Origin of the sequence: Streptantibioticus silvisoli, from assembly GCF_027947535.2 — a bacterium.
In the GTDB taxonomy this organism is placed as follows: domain Bacteria; phylum Actinomycetota; class Actinomycetes; order Streptomycetales; family Streptomycetaceae; genus Streptantibioticus_C; species Streptantibioticus_C silvisoli.
Genome location: NZ_JAAGKO020000043.1, coordinates 43,299 through 65,732 on the forward strand (window position 1 = coordinate 43,299; position 22,434 = coordinate 65,732).

The 22,434-nt window shown below is 73.3% G+C and carries 16 protein-coding genes; 14 read left to right on the plus strand and 2 right to left on the minus strand.

What is annotated here, in order from left to right; genetic code table 11:
• Positions 1 to 578: 578 nt before the first annotated feature.
• The 3 genes from POF43_RS25180 (at position 579) to POF43_RS25190 (ending at position 5,456) form a co-directional block, all read left to right on the plus strand.
• Entirely contained in the window at positions 579 to 2,888 is a 2,310-nt protein-coding gene (locus POF43_RS25180; protein WP_271324280.1) for a HelD family protein, read from the plus strand.
• A gap of 444 nt (positions 2,889 to 3,332) precedes the next feature.
• Positions 3,333 to 4,775: an NAD-dependent malic enzyme gene (locus POF43_RS25185; protein ID WP_271324281.1), complete on the plus strand. Its 1,443-nt coding sequence runs from the start codon at positions 3,333 to 3,335 to the stop codon at positions 4,773 to 4,775.
• 399 nt (positions 4,776 to 5,174) lie between these two features.
• Positions 5,175 to 5,456, plus strand: coding sequence for an HU family DNA-binding protein (locus tag POF43_RS25190; RefSeq protein WP_271312901.1), 282 nt, complete (start codon positions 5,175 to 5,177; stop codon positions 5,454 to 5,456).
• A gap of 346 nt (positions 5,457 to 5,802) precedes the next feature.
• Here POF43_RS25190 and murA read toward each other — a convergent pair whose 3' ends face one another.
• Entirely contained in the window at positions 5,803 to 7,137 is a 1,335-nt protein-coding gene (murA, locus tag POF43_RS25195; protein ID WP_271312902.1) for a UDP-N-acetylglucosamine 1-carboxyvinyltransferase, read from the minus strand.
• Positions 7,138 to 7,503: 366 nt separating this feature from the next.
• Between murA and POF43_RS25200 the strand changes: the two genes are divergently transcribed.
• The 10 genes from POF43_RS25200 to POF43_RS25245 all read left to right on the plus strand — a co-directional run bounded on the left by POF43_RS25200 (position 7,504) and on the right by POF43_RS25245 (position 20,420).
• Positions 7,504 to 8,082 carry a YqgE/AlgH family protein gene (locus tag POF43_RS25200; RefSeq protein WP_271312903.1) on the plus strand — a complete coding sequence of 193 codons (579 nt, stop codon included), beginning with the start codon at positions 7,504 to 7,506 and terminating at the stop codon, positions 8,080 to 8,082.
• 55 nt (positions 8,083 to 8,137) lie between these two features.
• The gene (locus POF43_RS25205) at positions 8,138 to 8,440 is read left to right on the plus strand and encodes a DUF3039 domain-containing protein (RefSeq protein ID WP_271312904.1); all 303 of its coding nucleotides are present in this window, start codon (positions 8,138 to 8,140) and stop codon (positions 8,438 to 8,440) included.
• A gap of 175 nt (positions 8,441 to 8,615) precedes the next feature.
• Positions 8,616 to 10,232, plus strand: a complete 1,617-nt coding sequence (locus POF43_RS25210) for a beta-N-acetylhexosaminidase (protein WP_282704769.1) — start codon at positions 8,616 to 8,618, stop codon at positions 10,230 to 10,232.
• Positions 10,233 to 10,528: 296 nt separating this feature from the next.
• On the plus strand, positions 10,529 to 11,410 hold the full coding sequence (locus POF43_RS25215; RefSeq protein ID WP_271312905.1) for an FAD binding domain-containing protein: 882 nt from the start codon (positions 10,529 to 10,531) through the stop codon (positions 11,408 to 11,410).
• Entirely contained in the window at positions 11,407 to 13,395 is a 1,989-nt protein-coding gene (locus POF43_RS25220) for a (2Fe-2S)-binding protein (RefSeq protein ID WP_271324147.1), read from the plus strand. Before POF43_RS25215 ends, POF43_RS25220 begins: the two co-directional genes overlap by 4 nt.
• Entirely contained in the window at positions 13,392 to 15,737 is a 2,346-nt protein-coding gene (locus tag POF43_RS25225; RefSeq protein ID WP_271324146.1) for a xanthine dehydrogenase family protein molybdopterin-binding subunit, read from the plus strand. The genes POF43_RS25220 and POF43_RS25225 overlap by 4 nt, the downstream gene beginning before the upstream one ends.
• Positions 15,738 to 16,298: 561 nt before the next feature.
• Positions 16,299 to 17,054 carry a transglycosylase SLT domain-containing protein gene (locus tag POF43_RS25230; protein WP_271324145.1) on the plus strand — a complete coding sequence of 252 codons (756 nt, stop codon included), beginning with the start codon at positions 16,299 to 16,301 and terminating at the stop codon, positions 17,052 to 17,054.
• Between the two features lie 136 nt (positions 17,055 to 17,190).
• Positions 17,191 to 17,658 (plus strand): GNAT family N-acetyltransferase, encoded by a 468-nt coding sequence (locus tag POF43_RS25235; protein ID WP_271312909.1) that lies wholly within the window; start codon positions 17,191 to 17,193, stop codon positions 17,656 to 17,658.
• 124 nt (positions 17,659 to 17,782) lie between these two features.
• Positions 17,783 to 19,570, plus strand: a complete 1,788-nt coding sequence (locus tag POF43_RS25240) for a DEAD/DEAH box helicase (RefSeq protein WP_271324744.1) — start codon at positions 17,783 to 17,785, stop codon at positions 19,568 to 19,570.
• A gap of 73 nt (positions 19,571 to 19,643) precedes the next feature.
• Complete coding sequence (locus tag POF43_RS25245) at positions 19,644 to 20,420, plus strand: S16 family serine protease (protein WP_271315996.1); 777 nt, start codon at positions 19,644 to 19,646, stop codon at positions 20,418 to 20,420.
• A 165-nt stretch (positions 20,421 to 20,585) separates the two neighbouring features.
• Here POF43_RS25245 and POF43_RS25250 read toward each other — a convergent pair whose 3' ends face one another.
• The gene (locus POF43_RS25250; RefSeq protein WP_271324745.1) at positions 20,586 to 21,083 is read right to left on the minus strand and encodes an Lrp/AsnC family transcriptional regulator; all 498 of its coding nucleotides are present in this window, start codon (positions 21,081 to 21,083) and stop codon (positions 20,586 to 20,588) included.
• A gap of 198 nt (positions 21,084 to 21,281) precedes the next feature.
• Between POF43_RS25250 and hppD the strand changes: the two genes are divergently transcribed.
• Positions 21,282 to 22,397 carry a 4-hydroxyphenylpyruvate dioxygenase gene (gene hppD, locus POF43_RS25255; protein WP_271315998.1) on the plus strand — a complete coding sequence of 372 codons (1,116 nt, stop codon included), beginning with the start codon at positions 21,282 to 21,284 and terminating at the stop codon, positions 22,395 to 22,397.
• Positions 22,398 to 22,434 lie beyond the last annotated feature (37 nt).

Here is a 22,434-nt window from a genome sequence, read left to right on the forward strand (position 1 = left end):
CCGCCTCTCCCGACCCCGCTCGGCTTCGCCTTTGCTCCGTCAGCGGTTCCTCTGCCTTCGGGGGGACCCCGGTCCACTTCGCCCTGCCTGCCGCCTCTCCCGACCCCGCTCGGCTTCGCCTTCGCTCCGCCAGCGGTCCCTCGCCTTCGGGGGCACCCCGATCGCCCCCGCCCTGCCTGCCGCCTCCCCCCGCTCCCGCTCGGCTTCGCCTTCGCTCCGCCAGCGTTCCTCCGCCTTCGGGGGCACCCCGATCGCCCCCGCCCTGCCTGCCGCCTCCCCCCGGCCCCGCTCGGCTTCGCCTTCGCTTCGGTGGAGCCTCCTTCGTCACTCCATCGGGTGACATCCGCACTCCTCCCCGCGCCGGGAACGATCCGCTCCCCGCGCCGGAAGCGACCCCCACCCCCCCGAACGGCCCATTCCGTCCCCGTTGCGGCCCCGTTCCGGGGGCCAATCCGGCCGTACGGCCGGAAAACCCTCGGCCGCGCTCGCACCGGCGCCGTCCTGTCGCGTACGGTTGCACGTCGCTTCGTGAACGGAGCGCGCGGAGCGCAGAGCGCAGGCAAGAAGGGGGTCCTCGCGTGGGAGCGCAGGACGCGGTCCAGCAGGCAGTCCGGGACCGGGAACTCGTCGTCGAGCAAGCACATCTGGACCGGGTCTACCACCGCCTGGAGGAGAAGATCCACGAGGCGGAGTTCCTCATGGACGACGCCGAGAAACTCGCGAAGGTCGGGACGCCCGGTGCCCTCGCCGAACGGGACGCGCAGGTCTTCCAGGCCAGCGGATACCTCAGCCGGCTCAACTCCGAGTTCGAGGACTTCCTGTTCGGCCGGATCGACCTGCTGACCGGCAAGGACGGCAAACGCGGCCCGGACGGTGCCTTCACCGCCACCGAGGTCGCCGACGACGCGATCGGCGAGGACGGCAGCACCGCCGTCATCGCCGAGACGCTGCACATCGGGCGGATCGGCGTGCTCGACACCGACTACGCGCCGCTGGTCATCGACTGGCGTGCCCCGGCGGCGGCGCCGTTCTACCGGTCCACGCCGAAGGACCCCGGCCGGGTGGTGCGGCGCCGGGTCATCCGCAGCCGCGGGCGCCGGGTGCTGGGCGTCGAGGACGACCTGATGCGTCCGGAGCTGTCCGCGACGCTGGACGGCACCGAGCTGGCGGTGGTCGGGGACGGCGCGCTGATGGCGTCGCTGGGCCGGGCCCGCAGCCACAGCATGCGCGACATCGTGGCGAGCATCCAGGCCGAGCAGGACCTGGTCATCCGGGCCCCCGCGCCCGGCGTCACCGAGGTCGGCGGCGGTCCCGGCACCGGCAAGACCGCCGTGGCGCTGCACCGCGCCGCCTACCTGCTCTACCAGGACCGCAGACGGTACGCGGGCGGCATCCTGGTGGTCAGCCCGACGCCGCTGCTGGTGTCGTACACCGAGGGCGTGCTGCCGTCGCTGGGCGAGGAGGGCCAGGTGGCCATCCGCGCGGTCGGTTCGCTGGTGGACGGCGCGGAGGCCGACACCTACGACGAGCCGGCCGTCGCCCGGATCAAGGGCTCCTCGCGGATGCTGCCGGTGCTGCGGCGGGCCGCCCGCGGCGCGCTGGAGCTGGGCGAGGCGGTTCCGGCCCGGCTGCGGGTGGTGGCGTTCGGCGCCCGGCTGGAGCTGGAGGCGGAGGAACTGGCCGCCATCCGGCAGACCGTGCTGGGCGGCACCGCGCCGCTGAACCTGATGCGGCCGCGGGCCCGCCGGCTGCTGCTGGACGCGCTGTGGGCCAGGTCGGGCCGCGGCCGGCACCTGGTCGACGCCGAGCTGATCGCCGAGGCCCGCGCAGCCTTCGACGAGGACGTCAGCGACGAGGACGCCTTCCAGGACTTCCTGCGGGCCTGGTGGCCGGTGCTGACGCCGCGCGCGGTGCTGGCCGCGCTGGCCGACGAACGCCGGACCGGCCGCTGGGCCCGCCGCATCCTGGGCCAGCGCGAGGTGCGCCAGCTGGCCCGCTCCCTGCGGCGGCTGGACCGCTCCGGCACCGGACCGCTGTCGGTGCACGACGTGGCGCTGCTGGACGAGCTGCACGTCCTGCTGGGCTCGCCCCCCGAGCCGCGCCGGCCCCGGGAGGCGGACCCGCTGGACCAGCTGACCGGGCTGGAGGAGGTCACGACCTACGCCGACCGGATGTACGAGCGGCGGCGCGACCGGGCCGAGCGCCTGGAGCGGGAGCGCACCGAGTACGCGCACGTCATCGTCGACGAGGCGCAGGACCTCACGCCGATGCAGTGGCGGATGGTGGCCCGGCGCGGCGTCGGCGCGACCTGGACCGTGGTCGGCGACCCGGCGCAGAGTTCCTGGAGCGACCCGGACGAGGCGGCCCTGGCCCGGGACGAGGCGCTGGGGTCGCGGACCCGCCGCCGGTTCGAACTGACCGTCAACTACCGCAACCCCGCGGAGATCGCCACGCTGGCGTCCAACGTGCTGCGGCTGGCGATGCCCGGCATGGCCGCGCCGCGGGCGGTGCGGTCCACCGGCGTCGAGCCGGAGTTCCGGGTGGCCGGCGACGACCTGGCCGCGTCGGTGCGCGCGGCGGCCGAGCGGCTGCTGGAGCAGGTCGACGGCACGGTGGGCGTGGTCGTGGCGATGGCGCGGCGCGAGGAGGCCCGCGGCTGGCTGGCGGGGCTGGGCGACCGGGTGGTGGCGCTGGGCAGCCTGGAGGCCAAGGGCCTGGAGTACGACGCCACGGTGGTGGTCTCGCCGGCCGCCATCGCCGACGAGTCCCCGGCGGGCCTGCGGGTGCTGTACGTGGCGCTGACCCGGGCCACCCAGCGGCTGACGGTGGTGGCCTGCGCCGCCGACCAGCCGGACGCCGCGGGCGTGCCGGACCTGTTGCGGGAGTGACGGCCCCGGGGCGGCCCGCCGGGCCGTCCCGGCACGCGGAAGGCACGCGGAAGGCGCGCGGGACACGCGGAAGGGGCGCCTCCCCACTGGGGAGGCGCCCCTTCGCGACGCTTGTGACACCGACCCGCCATGCTCGCCTCGCGGCTAGCGGTCGCTCGTAGCGACAATGGTTGGGCCCGGGGGCTTGGATCGAGCCGGTGCCGTACCCAGCCTAACAAATCCTCCGCGATCGCCATTCCTGTCCCGGAAGTTGTGCCGGATCCCACCCCGGTGGGCCCGCGCCGCGCCGCCGTCCGCGTGGCGGCCCTATACCGCACCCGGCGGTCCCAGTCCACGACGCACACGCCCCTGGTTACCGTTTACTCGCGGGTAGGTGCGACCATCGGGTGTCTCGTGCCCGTCCCATGGGCACGGCACAACCCGGAGCTACGGAGGAAAGTCGGCATGGCAACGGCGCCGAGCGTGTCCTACTCGATCACGGTGCGACTGGAGGTTCCGGCCTCCGGAACCGCGGTCAGTGAACTCACCACCGCCGTGGAGTCCTCCGGCGGGTCGGTGACCGGTCTGGACGTCACCGCCTCCGGCCACGACGCGCTGCGGATCGACGTGACCATCGCCGCCACGTCCACCGCGCACGCGGACGAGATCGTGACCCGGCTGCGCGGCATCGAGGGCGTCGAGATCGGCAAGGTCTCCGACCGTACGTTCCTGATGCACCTCGGCGGCAAGATCGAGATGAGCGCCAAGCACCCGATCCGCAACCGCGACGAACTGTCGATGATCTACACGCCGGGCGTGGCGCGGGTGTGCATGGCGATCGCCAACAACCCCGACGACGCCCGCCGCTTGACCATCAAGCGCAACAGCGTCGCGGTGGTCACCGACGGCTCCGCGGTGCTCGGCCTGGGCAACATCGGGCCGAAGGCGGCGCTGCCGGTCATGGAGGGCAAGGCGGCGCTGTTCAAGCGGTTCGCCGGCATCGACGCGTGGCCGCTGTGCCTGGACACCCAGGACACCGACGAGATCGTGGCCGTGGTCAAGGCGATCGCGCCGGGCTTCGCCGGCATCAACCTGGAGGACATCTCCGCGCCGCGCTGCTTCGAGATCGAGGCCCGGCTGCGGGAGGCGCTGGACATCCCGGTCTTCCACGACGACCAGCACGGCACCGCGATCGTGGTGCTGGCGGCGCTGACCAACGCGTTGCGGGTGGTCGGCAAGAACATCGAGGACCTGCGGGTCGTGATGTCCGGCGCCGGCGCGGCGGGCACCGCGATCCTGAAGCTGCTGATCGCGGCGGGCGTCAAGCACGCGGTGGTCGCCGACATCCACGGCGTCGTGCACCACGACCGCGAGGACCTGGTCGACGCCGACCCCGAGTCGCCGTTGTGCTGGATCGCGAACAACACCAACCCGGAGAACGCCACCGGCTCCCTGAAGGAGGCGGTGGTCGGCGCCGACCTGTTCATCGGCGTCTCGGCCCCGAACGTGCTGGACGGCGCCGACGTGGCCGCGATGGCCGACGGCGCGATCGTCTTCGCGCTGGCCAACCCCGACCCCGAGGTGGACCCGGCCGTCGCCCGCCGGACGGCCGCGGTGGTCGCCACCGGCCGCAGCGACTTCCCGAACCAGATCAACAACGTCCTGGTCTTCCCCGGCGTCTTCCGCGGCCTGCTGGACGCCCAGTCCCGCACCGTCAACACCGAGATGATGCTCGCCGCCGCCCGCGCGCTCGCCGACGTGGTCGGCGCCGACGAGATCAACGCCAACTACATCATCCCCAGCGTCTTCAACGAGAAGGTCGCCGGGGCGGTCGCCGGAGCCGTCGCCGGAGCGGCGAAGGCCGAAGGAGTGACGGTCGGCCACAGCACTCCGGCGCCTGTCCAGTAGCCTTCGATCTCACGTACGGTGACGAACCGTGGGGCAGGGCCCGCAGTCAAGGGTTCCCACGGTTGTCCCGCCGTCCGCGCGTCGTGCCCGGTCCTGGCGCCGTGACCCCCTAGGGTTGCGGCATCCAGGGCCGGACCTGCCCCCCGCCGCGCATCCAGCGGTGGACGGAGCGTCACCCGGCTGTCGCACAGGAACGTCTGGTGTGACTCTCCCGGGTGCCGGATTGGCTTTCCCGCCGCAGATAGGGGCAGGATGCGTAATCGGGCGAGAGGCTCATGCCCATGACCCGGGTACGTGGACCGTCCGACGACCCTGGCAGCATCGGCTTCAACGCGGCGGCGCCCCTTATGGGGCGGCCGGAGATCGCAATAACGGCAAGAAGAACACGGGAGTACGAATATGAACCGCAGTGAGCTGGTGGCTGCACTTTCGGAGCGCGCCGAGGTGACCCGCAAGGACGCCGACGCCGTTCTGGCCGCCCTCGCGGAGGTGACCGGTGAAATTGTCGCCAAGGGCGACGAGAAGGTCACCATCCCCGGTTTCCTGACCTTCGAGCGCACTCACCGTGCCGCTCGCACCGCCCGCAACCCGCAGACCGGTGACCCGATCCAGATCCCGGCGGGTTACACCGTCAAGGTCTCCGCGGGCTCCAAGCTCAAGGAAGCCGCCAAGGGCAAGTAACCCCAGGCGCTCCACCGCGAAGGGCGGCCACCGCGAGGGGGCCGCCCTTCGTGCTGTCCGCTCCCGAACCCGTTACGACTCGACGGGTGTGGGGAGTTCCACGTGTGCTCCCAGCGCCCGCAGCTTGTCCATGCTGTGTCTGTCCGGGGGCGACCCCCGGGCCCCCGGCCGGGTGGCGGTCGTGGGCCCCGGTGGCGTCCTGTTCGGCGTTACGACTCGACGGGTGCGGGGAGTTCCACGTGTGCTCCCGGCGCCCGCAGCTTGTCCATGCTGTGTCTGTCCGGGGGCGACCCCCGGGCCCCCGGCCGGGTGGCGGTCGTGGGCCCCGGTGGCGTCCTGCTCCGCGTTACGACTCCACGGGTGCGGGGAGTTCCACATGCGCCCCCAGCGCCCGCAGCTTGTCCATGAAGTTCTCGTAGCCGCGGTTGATCAGGTCGATGCCGTGCACGTGGGACGTGCCCTGGGCGGCCAGCGCGGCGATGAGGTAGGAGAAGCCGCCGCGCAGGTCGGGGATGACCAGGTTGGCGCCCTGGAGCTTGGTGGGGCCGGAGACGACCGCGGAGTGCAGGAAGTTGCGGCGGCCGAAACGGCACGGCGTGCCGCCCAGGCACTCGCTGTAGAGCTGGATGTGCGCGCCCATCTGGTTGAGGGCGCTGGTGAAGCCCAGCCGCGACTCGTAGACCGTCTCGTGCACGATGGACAGGCCCGACGCCTGGGTCAGCGCCACGACCAGCGGCTGCTGCCAGTCGGTCTGGAAGCCGGGGTGGACGTCGGTCTCCAGGGCGATCGCGTTGAGCGGGCCGCCGGGGTGCCAGAAGCGGATGCCGGCGTCGTCGACCTCGAACGCGCCGCCGACCCGGCGGAAGGTGTTGAGGAACGTCATCATCTCGCGCTGGCTGGCGCCGCGCACGTAGACGTCGCCCTTGGTGGCCAGCGCCGCGCTCGCCCAGGAGGCGGACTCCAGGCGGTCCGGCAGCGCGCGGTGGTTGAAGCCGCCGAGCCGGTCGACACCGGTGATGCGGATGGTGCGGTCGGTGTCCATGGAGATGATCGCGCCCATTTTCTGCAGGACGCAGATCAGGTCCTCGATCTCCGGTTCCACCGCGGCGTTGGCCAGTTCGGTGACGCCCTCGGCGAGCACCGCGGTCAGCAGCACCTGCTCGGTGGCGCCCACCGACGGGTACGGAAGGCGGATCTTCGTACCGCGCAGCCGCTGCGGCGCCTCCAGGTACTGGCCCTCCGGCCGCTTCTCGATGGTCGCGCCGAACTGCCGCAGCACCTCGAAGTGGAAGTCGATCGGCCGGCCGCCGATGTCGCAGCCGCCGAGGCCGGGGATGAACGCGTGGCCGAGCCGGTGCAGCAGCGGGCCGCAGAACAGGATCGGGATGCGGGAGGAGCCGGCGTGCGCGTCGATGTCGGCGACGTTGGCGCTCTCCACGTGCGAGGGGTCGAGCACCAGTTCGCCGGCCTCCTCGCCGGGACCGACGGTGACCCCGTGCAGCTGGAGCAGGCCCCGCACCACGCGGACGTCCCGGATGTCGGGGACGTTCCGCAGCCGGCTGGGTTCGTCGCCCAGCAGCGCGGCCACCATCGCCTTGGGGACCAGGTTCTTCGCACCGCGGACTCGGATCTCGCCCTCGAGCGGGGTGCCGCCGTGGACAAGCAGGACGTCGTCGGTCATGAGGCTCGCGTTCCTGAAGAAGGAGAACGGGGGATGCGGGAGCGGTCGCTCCCGGCGTACGGGGACGGGCTCGTACCGGTTCGGAACAAATGGTTCGGAACACATGGTAAAGCCCTGGCCCCCTACTCCCGTCAACCCCGGACACCCCTGCGCCATACGGCTGTTACGTATGACACGGGTGGCGGCTGCCGCCGTCGGCCGGGGGCTGTCGAATGGGACGGATGCGGCGCCGTACGGGTTCCACCGGAACGCGGCCCGGGTGGCGAACGTCACCGGAACGGCCGGTTCGCGCCCCCGCGGCGATCCGTGCGCGCCGGGCCCGGCCGGAACCGCCCGCGCGGCGGCGTAATGCGGGATCATGTCGGCATGACGGAGGTGTCCTCGCTCACCGGGCGGCTGCTGGTGGCGTCACCCGCCCTGGCGGACCCGAACTTCGACCGCGCGGTCGTGCTGCTGCTCGACCACGACGCCGAAGGCACGCTCGGCGTCGTCCTCAACCGGCCCACCCCGGTCGACGTCGGCGACGTGCTGGCCCCGTGGGCCGCGCTGGCCGGCATGCCCCGGGTGGTCTTCCAGGGCGGCCCGGTCTCGCTGGACTCCGCGCTCGCCCTCGCGGTGGTCCCCGGCGACCACCGCGGCGCCGACGACCCCGGCCCGCTGGGCTGGCGGCGGGTGCACGGCGCGATCGGCCTGGTCGACCTGGAGGCGCCACCGGAACTGCTCGCCGCCGAACTGGGCTCGCTGCGGATCTTCGCCGGCTACGCGGGCTGGCGCCCCGGCCAGCTGGAGGAGGAGGTCGGCGAGGGCGCCTGGTACGTCGTGGAGTCCGAACCCGGCGACGTCTCCGCCCCCGCTCCGGAACGGCTGTGGCGGGCGGTGCTTCGGCGGCAGCGCGGTGAACTGGCGATGGTGGCCACCTATCCCGACGATCCGTCCCTGAACTGAAGATCCGTCCCCGAACGGGACCACTGCCCCGGTGTGTCATTTAGGCTTGTTCGCCATGAGCACTCTTGAGCCCGAGCGCGGGGCGGGTACCGGAACCCTTGTCGAGCCCACGCCCCAGGTGTCGCACGGTGACGGGGACCACGAGCGCTTCGCCCACTACGTCCAGAAGGACAAGATCATGGAGAGCGCGCTCTCCGGATCACCGGTGGTGGCGCTCTGCGGCAAGGTCTGGGTGCCGGGCCGCGACCCGAAGAAGTATCCGGTCTGTCCGATGTGCAAGGAGATCTTCGAGTCGATGGAACTCGGCGGCGGGGACGGCAAGGGCGGAAAGGGCGGCAAGGACGGCGGGAAGAAGTAGCCCGGCCGGGGGTTGCCGGAGCCGAGTGGCGGGCGGTGCGGCCCGCCGGGGCCGGCCTGCTCGCCCCGGGCCGGTCCGCCCCCGCCCGCACCGCGGCGGAACGCGTTCGCCATCCGGGGTGACCCTGGCCCGGGACAGCGCCGGCGGGCGCTGACAGGATGGGCGTATGGAACGCATGGATCTCATCCCGGCGCCGCGGCACGTGACCCCGCACCCGGCGGCCGAGCCCTTCGTCCTCACCGCCGGTGCCACCCTGGACGCCGGGCCGGGCACCGGGGGGACCGCGCGGTGGCTGCGGGGGGTGCTGGGGGCCGCGTTCGGGACCGAGTTGGCGCCGGGGGCGGACGGCGCCGCGGTCCGGCTGCGGATCGACGCGGAGCTGGGCGCGGAGGCGTACCGGCTGGAGGTCACCGCGCAGGCGGTCACGCTGACCGGCGGGGACGCGGCGGGGGTCTTCTGGGGCGCGCAGACCCTGCGGCAGCTGTGCGGGCCGGCCGCCTTCCGCCGGGCGGCGCTGGGCGGCCCGGCGCCGTCGATCGCCGCGGTGCTCGTCGAGGACCGGCCCCGGTTCCGCTGGCGGGGGTTCATGCTGGACGTCGCCCGGCACTTCCTGCCCAAGGACGTCGTGCTGCGGTACGTCGACCTGATGGCGGCGCACAAGCTGAACGTGCTGCACCTGCACCTGACCGACGACCAGGGCTGGCGGGTGGAGATCAAGCGCTACCCGCGGCTGACGCAGACCGGCGCGTGGCGGGAGCGGACCAAGGTCGGGCTGCGCGAGTCGCCGCTGTGGGACGAACGCCCGCACGGCGGCTTCTACACCGGTGACGACATCCGCGAGATCGTCGCCTACGCCGCCGCCCGGCACATCACCGTCGTGCCGGAGATCGACGTCCCCGGCCACTCCCAGGCCGCCATCGCCGCCTACCCCGAACTGGGCAACGCCGACGTCGTCGACACCGCGGCCCTCGGGGTGCTGACGAGCTGGGGCGTCAACGTCAACGTGCTCGCCCCGACCGAGGGCGTGCTGCGGTTCTACGAGGACGTGCTCACCGAGGTCCTCGACCTGTTCCCGTCGAAGGTCATCCACCTCGGCGGCGACGAGTGCCCCAAGGAACAGTGGATGAAGTCCGACGCGGCGCAGGACCGGATCCGCGAGCTGGGGCTGCGCGACGAGGAGGCCCTGCAGAGCTGGTTCATCGGGCACTTCGGGCGCTGGCTGGCCGACCGCGGCCGGCAGCTCGCCGGCTGGGACGAGATCCTCCAGGGCGGCTCCCTGGTGCCCGGCGCGCTGGTTGCCTCCTGGCGCGGCTACGGCGGCGGCATCAAGGCGGCCGAGGCCGGGCACGACGTCGTGATGTGCCCCGAGCAGCAGGTCTACCTCGACCACCGCCAGCACGCCGGGCCCGACGAACCGGTGCCCATCGGCTTCGTACGGACCCTGGAGGACGTGCACCGTTTCGAACCGGTACCGCCGCGGCTGGCCGGAACACCCGCGCAGGAACGGGTGATCGGCGCGCAGGCCAACATCTGGACCGAGGTGCTGGACAGCGTGCGGGCCGTCGACTACGCGGTCTTCCCGCGACTTTCGGCCTTCGCCGAGGTGGTCTGGTCCGACCTGCCCGCCCCCGAGCGGCGCGACCACGAGGACTTCACCGCGCGAATGTCCACGCATTACCAGCGGCTTGACGCCTTGGGCGTCGAATACCGCCCGCCCGGCGGCCCCCACCCGTGGCAGCGCCGGCCCGGGGTCGCCGGACGCCCGATCGCCGGGCCGCCCCCGATCGTGTGAGCTGTGCCGGATTGTCCCCCCGCCGTCCCGCCGGAAGTGGCAGGCTGACCGCCGGGTAAATGGCGCAACGGGTGTCGTACGCCGCGAAATGCCAGGAGAGGGCGGGGGGATGGGCAATCGGATGATCGGCCTGTATCAGGACAGAGCCGCCCTTCGCGGGCCCTCGGGTTGATCGGGCCGGAACATGTGCCAGAGTTGCCGTCACCGCGCTGTCAGCACGTACCGTACGGCCGACAGGACGGTGAGGGCCGGGACGGTCGGCGACGACCTGCTGACGCCGTGGAAGGGACAGCTGCGTGACCACGTACGCACGGCAGACGGGACGCACGGTGACGCTGCCCGCCTCGCTCGACGAGGCGGTGGCGGCCCTGGAAGCCATGCCCGCAGCCGTGCCGGTCGCCGGCGGCACCGACCTGATGGCCGCGGTCAACTCCGGCCTGCTGCGCCCCGCCGGACTCGTCGGCCTCGGCCGGATCAGCGAGATCCGCGGCTGGCAGTACGCCGACGGCAACGCGCTGCTCGGCGCCGGACTCACCCACGCCCGCATGGGCCGCCCCGACTTCGCCGCCCTCATCCCCGCGCTGGCCGCCGCCGCCCGGGCCGCCGGCCCCCCGCAGATCCGCAACGCCGGCACCCTCGGCGGCAACATCGTCACCGCCGCGCCCACCGGTGACGCCCTGCCGGTGCTCGCCGCGCTGGAGGCCACCGTCGTACTGGCCGGCCCCGAAGGCAGCCGCGAGGTCCCGGTCAGCCACCTGCTGACCGGCATGGACCCGCTGCGCCCGGGGGAGTTGCTGGCCTTCGTGCGCGCCCCGCTGCTGCACGCGCCGCAGACCTTCCTGAAGGCCACCGGCCGCACCGGCCCCGGCCGGGCCGCCGCCTCGGTCGCCCTGGTCCTCGACCCGGCCCGGCGCGGCGTGCGGATCGCGGTCGGCGCGGTCGCCCCGATGCCGCTGCGCCCGCTGGAGGCGGAGGCCTGGGTGGCCGGCCTCATCGACTGGGACGGCGCCCGCACCCTCGACCCCGAGGCGTGCACCGCGTTCGGCGAATACGTCGCGATGTCCTGCATCCCGGACCCGCCCGATCCCGCGGAGGGCGAGTTGCCGCCCGCCGTGCTCCACCTGCGGCGCACCGTGGCCGCACTGTCCCGCCGCGCACTGGGGAGGGCGCTTTCGTGAGCGACGACTACGCCGGCGACGAGGGCCAGTACCAGCACCCGTACGAGGGTGGCTACGAGAACTACCAGACCCCCTACCAGGGGGTGTACGACGGCACGTACCCGCTCGGCGACGGCACCGCGGCCGCCGGCCACGGCGAGGTGCCGGCCGGCGGGTTCGCGCCGGGCGGCGGGGTGTGGCAACCCCTGGCGCAGAACGGCGAGTTCGACGCCGAGGCGACCATGAGCACGCAGTTCGCCGGCAACTTCGACTTCGAGGCGCTGCGCACCGGCGAACAGCCGCTGGCCGCCCCGGGCCACGGATACGTCCCGCAGCCCTACGTACCCCAGCACGACGACTACCAGCAGCAGCAGCAGCAGCCGGCCGAGGGCGGAGTGTGGCACCCGGCCGCCGAACACGTGCCGCCGCAGGCCGAGGAGCAGGCGGCGGCCGAGCAGTGGTCGGTGCCGTTCGCGCCGGAGGACCCGGCCGAGGAGTCCGGCGAGTACTCGCTCGGCGCGGTCGTCACCCCGCCGCTGGACCCCCCGGCGCCGCAGGCCGCGCACTACCCCGGCGCCTACCAGCAGCCCTACGCCCCCGAGGCGTACCAACCCCCGCCCGACGGGGGGGAGTTCGCGCCCGGCGAGCCGCAGTCCCACGCCCCGCACGAGTACGCCCCCGGCCCGGTCGCGGACCCGCTCACCGATCCGCTGCCCGACCCGCTGACCGACCCGCTCCCCGAGGACTACGCCTCCGGGGACTTCGCGCCGTCCCCCGCCGCACCGGCCGACTTCCCCCCGGCCGGGTTCGCGCCGCAGGAGTACGCGCCGGAGGACGCGCCGCGGGAGTACACGCCCGAGGACGGGCCGCAGGAGTACGTGCCGGAGGACGCGCCGCAGGAGTACACGTCCGGGGACGCGCCGCGGGAGTACGCGCCCGAGGAGGCGCCGCAGGAGTACGTGCCGGAGGACGCGCCGCAGGAGTACGCGCCCGGGGACGGGCCGCAGGAGTACGCGCCCGAGGACTACGCACCGGGCGGCTTCACCGACCCGGCCGGCCCGGACGCGGCCGGCGCCGCCGCACAGGACCTCGCGCAGGACGAGCCGCACCCGGAGTCCGAGCAGCTCCCGGAGCCGGCCGCCGGGCCCGAGTCCTACGAGCCGCCCGCCGACCTGGCCGGCCCCGAGCCCGGCACTGGCCCGGACGCCCCGCCGGACGACCCCGCGGGCTTCCCCGAGGCCTCCCCGGACGACCCCGCGGGCTTCCCGGACGACCCCGCGGGCCTGCCGGCCGCCGACGCCCCGCCGCAGGCCGCGCCGGACGTGCCGCAGGACGCCGAGGACGGCGCGCTGCCCGAACCGCACAGCGAACACCCCACCGCCTCCTACGTGTTGACCGTCAACGGCACCGACCGGCCGGTCACCGACGCCTGGCTCGGCGAGTCCCTGCTGTACGTGCTGCGCGAACGCCTCGGCCTGGCCGGCGCCAAGGACGGCTGCGAACAGGGCGAATGCGGCGCCTGCTCGGTCCAGGTCGACGGCCGGCTGGTCGCCTCCTGCCTGGTGCCCGCCGCCACCGCCGCCGGCAGCGAGGTCCGCACCGTCGAGGGCCTGGCCCGGGACGGCCACCCCTCCGACGTGCAGCGGGCGCTGGCCGAGTGCGGCGCGGTGCAGTGCGGCTTCTGCCTGCCCGGCATGGCGATGACCGTGCACGACCTGCTGGAGGGCAACCACCGCCCCACCGAACTGCGCACCCGGGCCGCCCTGGCCGGCAACCTGTGCCGCTGCTCCGGCTACCAGGGCGTGCTCAACGCGGTGGAACGCGTCTCGGCCGAACGGGAGGCGGCCCACGAGGCCGCCCAGGAAGCGCACGAGGCGGAACGCCAGGCGGCCGGGCACGATCCGGGCCACGAGCCGGCCTTCGCCTCCGGCAACGAGCTGTTCGCCGCCGGGACCGCCCGCATCCCGCACCAGTCCACCGGCGACCCGGACGGAGCCTCGTCATGACCGGACCCGACGCGGCGACAGCCACCCCCTCCCTGGCCGGGCCGGCCGCACCGGCCGACCCGCCCGCCGAGGGCGCCGAGGACAGCCGGCACGGGCTGGGCAGCTCGCTGCCGCGGACCGACGCCGAGGCCAAGACCAAGGGCGTCTTCCCCTACGCCGCCGACCTGTGGGCCGAGGGCCTGCTGTGGGCCGCCGTGCTGCGCTCACCGCACCCGCACGCCCGCATCCTCTCCCTCGACACCGCCGCCGCGGCCGCGATGCCCGGCGTGCACGCCGTCGTCACGCACGCCGACGTGCCCGGCGAGACCACCCACGGCCGCCGCAGCACCGCCGACCGCCCGGTCTTCGCGCACGACGTCGTCCGCTTCCACGGCGAGCCGATCGCCGCCGTCGCCGCCGACCACCCCGACACCGCCCGGCTGGCCGCCGCCGCCATCGCGGTCGAGTACGAGGTGCTGCCACCGGTCACCGACCCGGAGAAGGCCTTCTCCGCCGACCCCCTGCACCCCGACGGCAACCTCATCCGCCACATCCCGCTGCGCCACGGCGACCCGGACGCGGTCGGCGACATCGTCGTGGAGGGCCTGTACCGGGTCGGCCGCCAGGACCCCGCGCCGGTCGGCGCCGAGGCCGGCCTCGCGGTGCCCCGGCAGGACGGCGGCGTCGAGCTGTACCTGGCCTCCACCGACCCGCACGCCGACCGCGACACCGCCGCCGCCTGCCTGGCGCTGGAGACGGACCGGGTCAAGGTCGTGGTCACCGGGGTGCCCGGCGCGATGGGCGACCGCGAGGACGCCGGCTTCGGCCTGCCGCTGGGCCTGCTGGCGCTGCGCACCGGCTGCCCGGTCAAGCTGGTCGCCACCCGCGAGGAGTCCTTCCTCGGCCACGCCCACCGGCACCCGGCCCTGCTGCGCTACCGCCACCACGCCGACGGCGAGGGCCGGCTGGTCAAGGTGGAGGCCCAGCTGCTGCTGGACGCCGGCGCCTACGCCGACACCTCCTCCGACGCGCTGGCCGCCGCCGTCGCGTTCGCCGCCGGCCCCTACGTCGTGCCGAACGTCTTCGTCGAGGGCTGGGCGGTACGCACCAACAACCCGCCGTCCGGCCACGTGCGCGGCGAGGGCGCGATGCAGGTGTGCTCCGCCTACGAGGGGCAGATGGACAAGCTCGCCGCCCGGCTGGGCCTGGACCCGGCCGAGCTGCGCATGCGCAACGTGATGGCCACCGGCGACCCGCTGCCCACCGGCCAGACGGTGACCTGCCCGGCGCCGGTCGGTGAACTGCTGAAGGCGGTGCGGGACGCCGAGCTGCCGCCGCTGCCGTCCGCCGACGACGAGGAGGAGTGGCTGCTGCCCGGCGGCCTGGAGGGCTCCGGCGAGCCGGGCGCGGTGCGCCGCGGCGTCGGCTACGCGCTGGGCATGGTCCACATGCTGGGGGCCGAGGGCCACGACGAGGTGTCCACCGCCACGGTCAAGGTGCTCGGCGGTTCGGCCACCGTGATCTGCGCCGCGGTGGAGACCGGCCAGGGCTTCACCACGCTGGCCCGGCAGATCGTGCAGGAGGTGCTGGGGGTGGAGGACGTCACGGTCTCCGCCGCCGACACCGACCAGCCGCCGGCCGGCCCGTCGGCCCGCGGCCGGCACACCTGGGTGTCCGGCGGCGCGGTGGAACGGGCCGCGAAGATGGTCCGCACCCAGCTGCTGCAACCGCTGGCGGCGAAGTTCGGCATGTCGGTGGAGCTGCTGTCCATCGCCGACGGCAAGATCACCAGCTACGACGGCGTGCTGTCCACCACGGTCGCCGAGGCGCTGGACGGCAAGGAGCTGTGGGCCACCGCGCAGTGCCGCCCGCACCCCACCGAGCCGCTGGACGAGAACGGGCAGGGCGACGCCTTCGTGGGCCTGGCCTTCGCCGCGATCCGGGCCGTGGTCGACGTGGACATCGAGCTGGGCACCGTCCGGGTGGTCGAGATGGCCGTCGCGCAGGACGTCGGCCGGCAGTTGAACCCCGCCCAGGTCGCCGCCCGCATCGAGGCCGGCGTCACCCAGGGCGTCGGCATGGCGCTGATGGAGGACCTGCGGGCGCCGCGCGGGGTGATCAAGCGCCCGTCGCTGACCGGTTACGCGCTGCCCACCGCGCTGGACGCCCCCCGGGTGCGCATCGTGGCACTGCTGGAGGAACGGGACGTGGTCGCCCCCTTCGGCGCCAAGGCGGTCAGCGCGATCCCGGTGGTGGTCTCCCCGGCCGCCGTGGCCTCCGCCGTCCGCGCCGCCACCGGCCGCCCGGTCGGCCGCCTCCCCATCCGCCCGCAGGCCGCGGTGGCCCGCCCCACCGGAGCCTGACGGCCCGCTCGTGCCGTGAAGGCGCCGCCGCGGGCGGCGCGTGCCCGCGGTGTGCGGGCGGCCCGGCCGCCCGCCCGGTCACCCTTCGCTCCCCTGTACGCCTATAGGTCCCCCAGCGTTCCGCGGTGGTTCCGCGGTGTGCGGGGAACGGTACGCGGAAGTCCCCCCGAACGACACGTCGGGGGGACTTCCGCGTAGCGGCCGGTATACCCAGGGCGACGCCGGGACCGCGGCGGTGTGACGCTGGGCATAGGGCCTGGGGCACGTACGAACGTATGTAGTCGAGATGTGAAGACTCCGTAAAGGCCGAATTCGGCGCCCGGCGGCCGGACGGTGCGTCCTCCGCCTACGGATAATCAACGATCCTCCGTAGTACGTCACACCTTTGCCATGCGATTTTCCGGGCGCTAAGAATTGCCGAGCCGCAGGGCGCCGTGCTGCAACACGGCGTTTTCGCCATAAGGCGCCTGCGACCCAGCAACCGGATAGGACACGTAACCCATGCCCATTCCCGCCACCTTCAACCGCACCACTCAGAACATTCGCAACGCCGCTTCCCGCATGACCCGGACGCAGAAGCTGTCCGCGGCCGGCGTCGCCGTCGTCGGAGCCTCTGTCCTGGCGGTCGCGGTTGTGCCGGGATCGGTCCAGGCCGCGAATCCGAGCCACCTGCCCGTAGCGGGCACCGCCAAGTCCGTCGGGACCCCCGCTGCGGGCGCCGTCACCGCCAAGGCCGACGCCGCCCACCCCGAGCTGGTGCGGCAGCTGGTCGACGCGGCCGGCAAGGCCCCGGCGCCGGCGCACACCAAGGCCGCCGTCGCCACCAAGGCCGCCGTCGCGAAGAAGGCCGTCGTCGCGAAGAAGGCCAAGCCGGCCGTGGCCGTGGCGCACACCGCGACCGCCCGCAAGAACGACACGAAGAAGGCCGTCAGGCACCCGGCCGGGGCGGTGGCCCAGGTCGACGCCAGGACGGTCGCCAAGGCCGCTCCCGTCTACCAGGACAACCTCAACGGCTGGATACTCCAGGCGCTGTCGATCATGCACCAGCACAACATTCCCGGCAGCTACGAGGGAATCCACCGCAACATCCTGCGGGAGTCCAGCGGCAACCCGAACGCGATCAACCTGTGGGACGTCAACGCCAAGGCCGGCATTCCCTCCAAGGGTCTGCTCCAGGTTATTCCGCCGACCTTCGCGACCTACCACGTCGCGGGCACGTCGAAGAACATCTACGACCCGGTCGCGAACATCGTCGCCGCGTGCAACTACGCCGCGCACCGCTACGGTTCGATGGACAACGTGAACTCCGCGTACTGATCGCGGAATTCGGCCGACCGTTCGGCGGACCGTTCGGCGCAGGAATCGCGGAAGAACGGCGGGAAACAGCTGACACGCGGGGCCCGGAGGCGAATTCGCTTCCGGGCCCCGCGCGTTCACGCCTACCATCCCGGCCATGAACGCCACCCACGACGACGGCTACACCATCGACACCGACCCCGACCGCCTCGACCTCGCGCTGGTCCACCACTGGCTGTCCACCGACGCCTACTGGGCGCTGGGCCGGTCCCGCGAGACCGTCGACGCCGCAGCCCGCGGCTCGGTGAACTTCGGCCTCTACGCCCCCACCGGCGCCCAGGCCGGCTACGCCCGGGTCGTCACCGACCACGCCACCTTCGCCTGGCTGTGCGACGTCTACGTCGACCCCGCGCACCGCGGCGCCGGCCTCGGCGTCCGGCTGGCCACCGCGGTCCGCGACCACCTCGCGCCGTACCGCCTCCAGCGGGTCCTGCTGGCCACCGGCGACGCCCACGGCCTCTACGCCCGGGTCGGCTTCGCGCCCTACCCCCGGCCGCAGAACCTCATGAGCCTCAGCCCGGACCCGAACCCGAGCCCGGACCCGGCCGGCGCCGGCCCGGCCTGACGCCGCCGACCGGGGCCGACCAGGGCCGACCCGGCGCGGGCCGGGCGGGGGCGGGGTGCGGGGCGGCGGCCGATAAGCTGTGACGGTTTTCGTATCGAGCCCCGAGGGTTGGACTGAGGAGACCGTGAGCACGTCGACGACCGCCTCCCATCATCTGTCGCCCGCGTTCCCCGGCCGTGCCCCGTGGGGTACGGCGGGCAAGCTGCGGGCCTGGCAGCAGGGGGCGCTCGACCGGTACGTCGAGACCCAGCCGCGCGACTTCCTCGCGGTGGCCACCCCGGGGGCCGGCAAGACCACGTTCGCGCTGACCCTCGCGTCGTACCTGCTGCACAACCACGTGGTGCAGCAGATCACCGTCGTCGCCCCCACCGAGCACCTGAAGAAGCAGTGGGCCGAGGCCGCCGCCCGGATAGGGATCAAGCTCGACCCGGACTACAGCGCGGGACCGGTGTCGAAGGACTACGACGGGGTCGCCATCACCTACGCGGGCGTCGGCGTGCGGCCGATGCTGCACCGCAACCGCTGCGAGCAGCGCAAGACCCTGGTGATCCTCGACGAGATCCACCACGCCGGCGACTCCAAGTCCTGGGGCGAGGCGTGCTTCGAGGCCTTCGAACCGGCCACCCGCCGGCTGGCGCTGACCGGCACCCCGTTCCGCTCCGACACCAACCCCATCCCGTTCGTCACCTACGGCGAGGACAACCAGGGCATCCGCCGCTCGCTGGCCGACTACACCTACGGCTACGGCAACGCGCTGGCCGACGGGGTCGTCCGTCCGGTGATCTTCCTGTCCTACAGCGGGAACATGCGCTGGCGCACCAAGGCCGGCGACGAGCTGGAGGCCCGGCTCGGCGAACCGATGACCAAGGACGCGGTCAGCCAGGCGTGGCGCACCGCGCTGGCGCCGACCGGCGAGTGGATCCCCAACGTGCTGCGGGCCGCCGACAAGCGGCTCACCGAGGTCCGCAAGTCCATCCCGGACGCCGGCGCCCTGGTCATCGCCACCGACCAGGACTCCGCCCGCGCCTACGCCAAGCTGATCCGCCAGATCACCGGGACCAGGCCGGCCGTCGTGCTGTCCGACGACACCGGCGCCTCGCAGCGCATCGACGACTTCAGCCACTCCGAGGACCGCTGGATGGTGGCGGTGCGGATGGTCTCCGAGGGCGTCGACGTGCCGCGGCTGGCGGTCGGCGTCTACGCGACCACCATCTCCACCCCGCTGTTCTTCGCCCAGGCCGTCGGCCGCTTCGTCCGCTCCCGGCGGCGCGGCGAGACCGCGTCGGTCTTCGTGCCCACCATCCCGATGCTGCTGACCTTCGCCAACGAGATGGAGGTCGAACGCGACCACGTCCTCGACAAGCCCCGCAAGGAGGGCGGCGAGGAGGACCCCTACGCCGAGGAGGACAAGCTCCTGGCCGAGGCGGAGAAGCAGCAGGACGAGGTCACCGAGGACCAACTGCCGTTCGAGGCGCTCCAGTCCGACGCCGTCTTCGACCGGGTGCTCTACGACGGCGCCGAGTTCGGCATGCAGGCCCACCCCGGCAGCCAGGAGGAGCAGGACTACCTCGGCATCCCCGGCCTGCTGGAACCCGACCAGGTGCAGATGCTGCTCCAGCGCCGCCAGGCCCGGCAGATCGCGCACAGCCGCAGCCGCCCCGACGAGGAGGCCGACCTGATCGAACTCCCCGCCGAACGCCGCCCGGTGATCACCCACAAGGAACTGCTGGGGCTGCGCAAGAGCCTCAACACCATGGTCTCCGCCTACACCCACCAGTCCGGCAAGCCGCACGGCGTCATCCACAACGAACTGCGCCGCGTGTGCGGCGGCCCGCCCAGCGCGGAGGCCACCGCCGGCCAGCTCAACGAACGCATCAAGAAGATCCAGGAGTGGGCCACCCGCATGCGGTGAGACCGTGACGCCCGACGCCCGCCCGCGGCGACCACCGCGCCGGAGGTCCGGGCGGAGGTGCTGTAATGCGGGGGTGTCCTCTCGTACCGTCGCCATCGCCGCCTGTTCCGCCCTCGTCGTCGCGCTGCTCGCGGTGGCCGGGTTCGCACCGCTGCCGGTGACCATCGCCGAACCGGGCCTGACCGCGAACGTCCTGGGCAGCCGGAGCGGTGCGAAGGTCATCACGGTGACCGGTGCCCCGGTGCGCAGGACGGCCGGGCAGCTGCGGATGGTCACCATCTCCGCCACCGAGCCGTGGGCCGCCATCCACCTGTCCGACGTGGTCGGCGCCTGGTTCCGCACCGACGAGACCGCGCTGCCGCACGACGCGGTCTACCCGGCGACCTCCGTGAAGCAGGTCGAGGCGCAGAACAACGCCGAGATGCGGCAGTCGCAGGACGCCGCGACGGCCGCCGCGCTGCGCCACCTGAAGCTGTCGCCCTCGAAGGTGAAGATCGGCCTGCGGCTGAGCGGCGTCGGCGGACCGAGCGCGGGCCTGATGTTCACCCTGGGCATCATCGACCTCATCGACGGCGACGGCCACGGCGGCGACCTCACCGGCGGCCGCGATATCGCCGGCACCGGCACGATCACCACCGCCGGCGCGGTCGGCGCGGTCGGCGGCGTCCAGCTGAAGGAACAGGCCGCCCGCCGCGACGGCGCCACCGTCTTCCTGGTCCCGCGCGCCGAATGCACCGACGCCAAGGCGGTCACCCCGGCCGGCCTGCGCGTCGTCCCGGTCGACACGCTGGACCAGGCCTTGTCGGCCCTCGCCGCGATCGACGCGGGGGGACGTACGGCCACGTGTTGACGGGGCGGGAGGCCACGTCCGGCGCGGCGCGGCGCGCGCTCGGCGGACTCGGGGGTTCGGAAAACCGTTGACTGCTCGTTGACACGTACAACGGTTTTCTGAACAGACCTCCGATCGCGGGGGCCTGCCGGTCGCCACCCTCGTCGGACGCGCCGCCGCGCCCCCTCACCCCTCGTGCGTCCCCCGCTGGAGCGACCCGTCCCGCGCCGCCTGTTCCACCAGCGGGATCACCCGCAGCGGCACCGGGTTCTCCATGACGATCGCGGTGGAGGCGCGGACGATGCCGCCGAAGCCGACGACCCGGTCGATGACGCGTTGCAGGTCGGCGTTGGAACGGGCCACCAGGCGGCACAGCATGTCGCCCTCGCCGGTGGTGGTGTGCAGCTCCAGCACCTCCGGGACGGCCGCGAGGTGCTCGCGCACGTCGACGCCCTGGCCCTGCTGGATCTCCAGCGTGGCGAACGCCGTCACCGGGTAGCCCAGCGCCGCCGGGTCGACGTCCGGGCCGAAGCCGCGGATCACCCCGTTGTCCCGCATGCGGTCAAGACGTGCCTGCACGGTGCCGCGGGCCACCCCCAGCCGCCGGGACGCCTCCAGCACGCCGATCCGCGGCTCCGCCGCCAGCAGCCGGATCAGCCGCCCGTCCAGCTCGTCGATCCCCATCGCCGCACCTCCCGCTCGTTGTGCCGGGACGTGCGGCGCACCTCCCGCCCGGCCGGAAACCGCCGGTGCGCGTTCCCGCCGGTCATCCCGTGGTCATCCTGTACAGATTGCCGCACGCATCCGCCCTACGGCTGTGCAAGATGCGTAGCGAATTCACGAACTATTGCGCACTATGGCCCGCGGCGGGAGCCTTTCGGTATGACTCAGACCCCGGACACCTTCCCCGTGAAGGGCATGGACGCCGTCGTCTTCGCCGTCGGCAACGCCAAGCAGGCCGCCCACTACTACTCCACCGCCTTCGGCATGCGCCTGGTCGCCTACGCGGGGCCGGAGAACGGCAGCCGTGAGACCGCCTCCTACGTCCTGGAGTCCGGCGGTGCCCGGTTCGTGTTCACCTCCGTCATCACCGCGGTGAGCGACCACGGCCGCTTCCTCGCCGAGCACGTCGCCGCCCACGGCGACGGCGTGGTCGACCTGGCCATCGAGGTCCCCGACGCCCGCGCCGCCTACGCCTACGCCGTCGAGCACGGCGCCACCGGGCTCACCGAGCCGTACGAGCTGAAGGACGACAACGGCACCGTGGTGCTCGCCGCGATCGCCACCTACGGCGAGACCCGCCACACCCTGGTGGAGCGCACCGGCTACGACGGCCCGTACCTGCCCGGGTTCGTGGCCGCCGAGCCGATCGTCGCCCCCGTCGAGCGCCGCTTCTTCCAGGCCATCGACCACTGCGTCGGCAACGTCGAACTCGGCCGGATGGACGAGTGGGTGACGTTCTACAACCAGGTCATGGGCTTCACCAACATGAAGGAGTTCGTCGGCGACGACATCGCCACCGAGTACTCCGCGCTGATGTCGAAGGTCGTCGCGGACGGCACCCGCAAGGTGAAGTTCCCGCTCAACGAGCCGGCCGCCGGCAAGCGCAAGTCGCAGATCGACGAGTACCTGGAGTTCTACGGCGGTCCCGGCGTGCAGCACATCGCGCTGGCCACCAACGACATCGTTGCCAGCGTGCGGGCCATGAGGGCGGCCGGCCTGGAGTTCCTCGACGCCCCCGACTCGTACTACGACACGCTCGGCGAGTGGGTCGGCGACACCCGGGTGCCGCTGGAGACGCTGCGCGAGCTGAAGATCCTCGCCGACCGCGACGAGGACGGCTACCTGCTCCAGATCTTCACCAAGCCGGTCCAGGACCGCCCGACGGTCTTCTTCGAGATGATCGAGCGGCACGGCTCCCTGGGCTTCGGCAAGGGCAACTTCAAGGCGCTGTTCGAGGCCATCGAGCGCGAGCAGGAGCGCCGCGGCAACCTGTGAGCCCGTGGCGGCGCGGCCGCCGGCCCGCCGGCCGGGG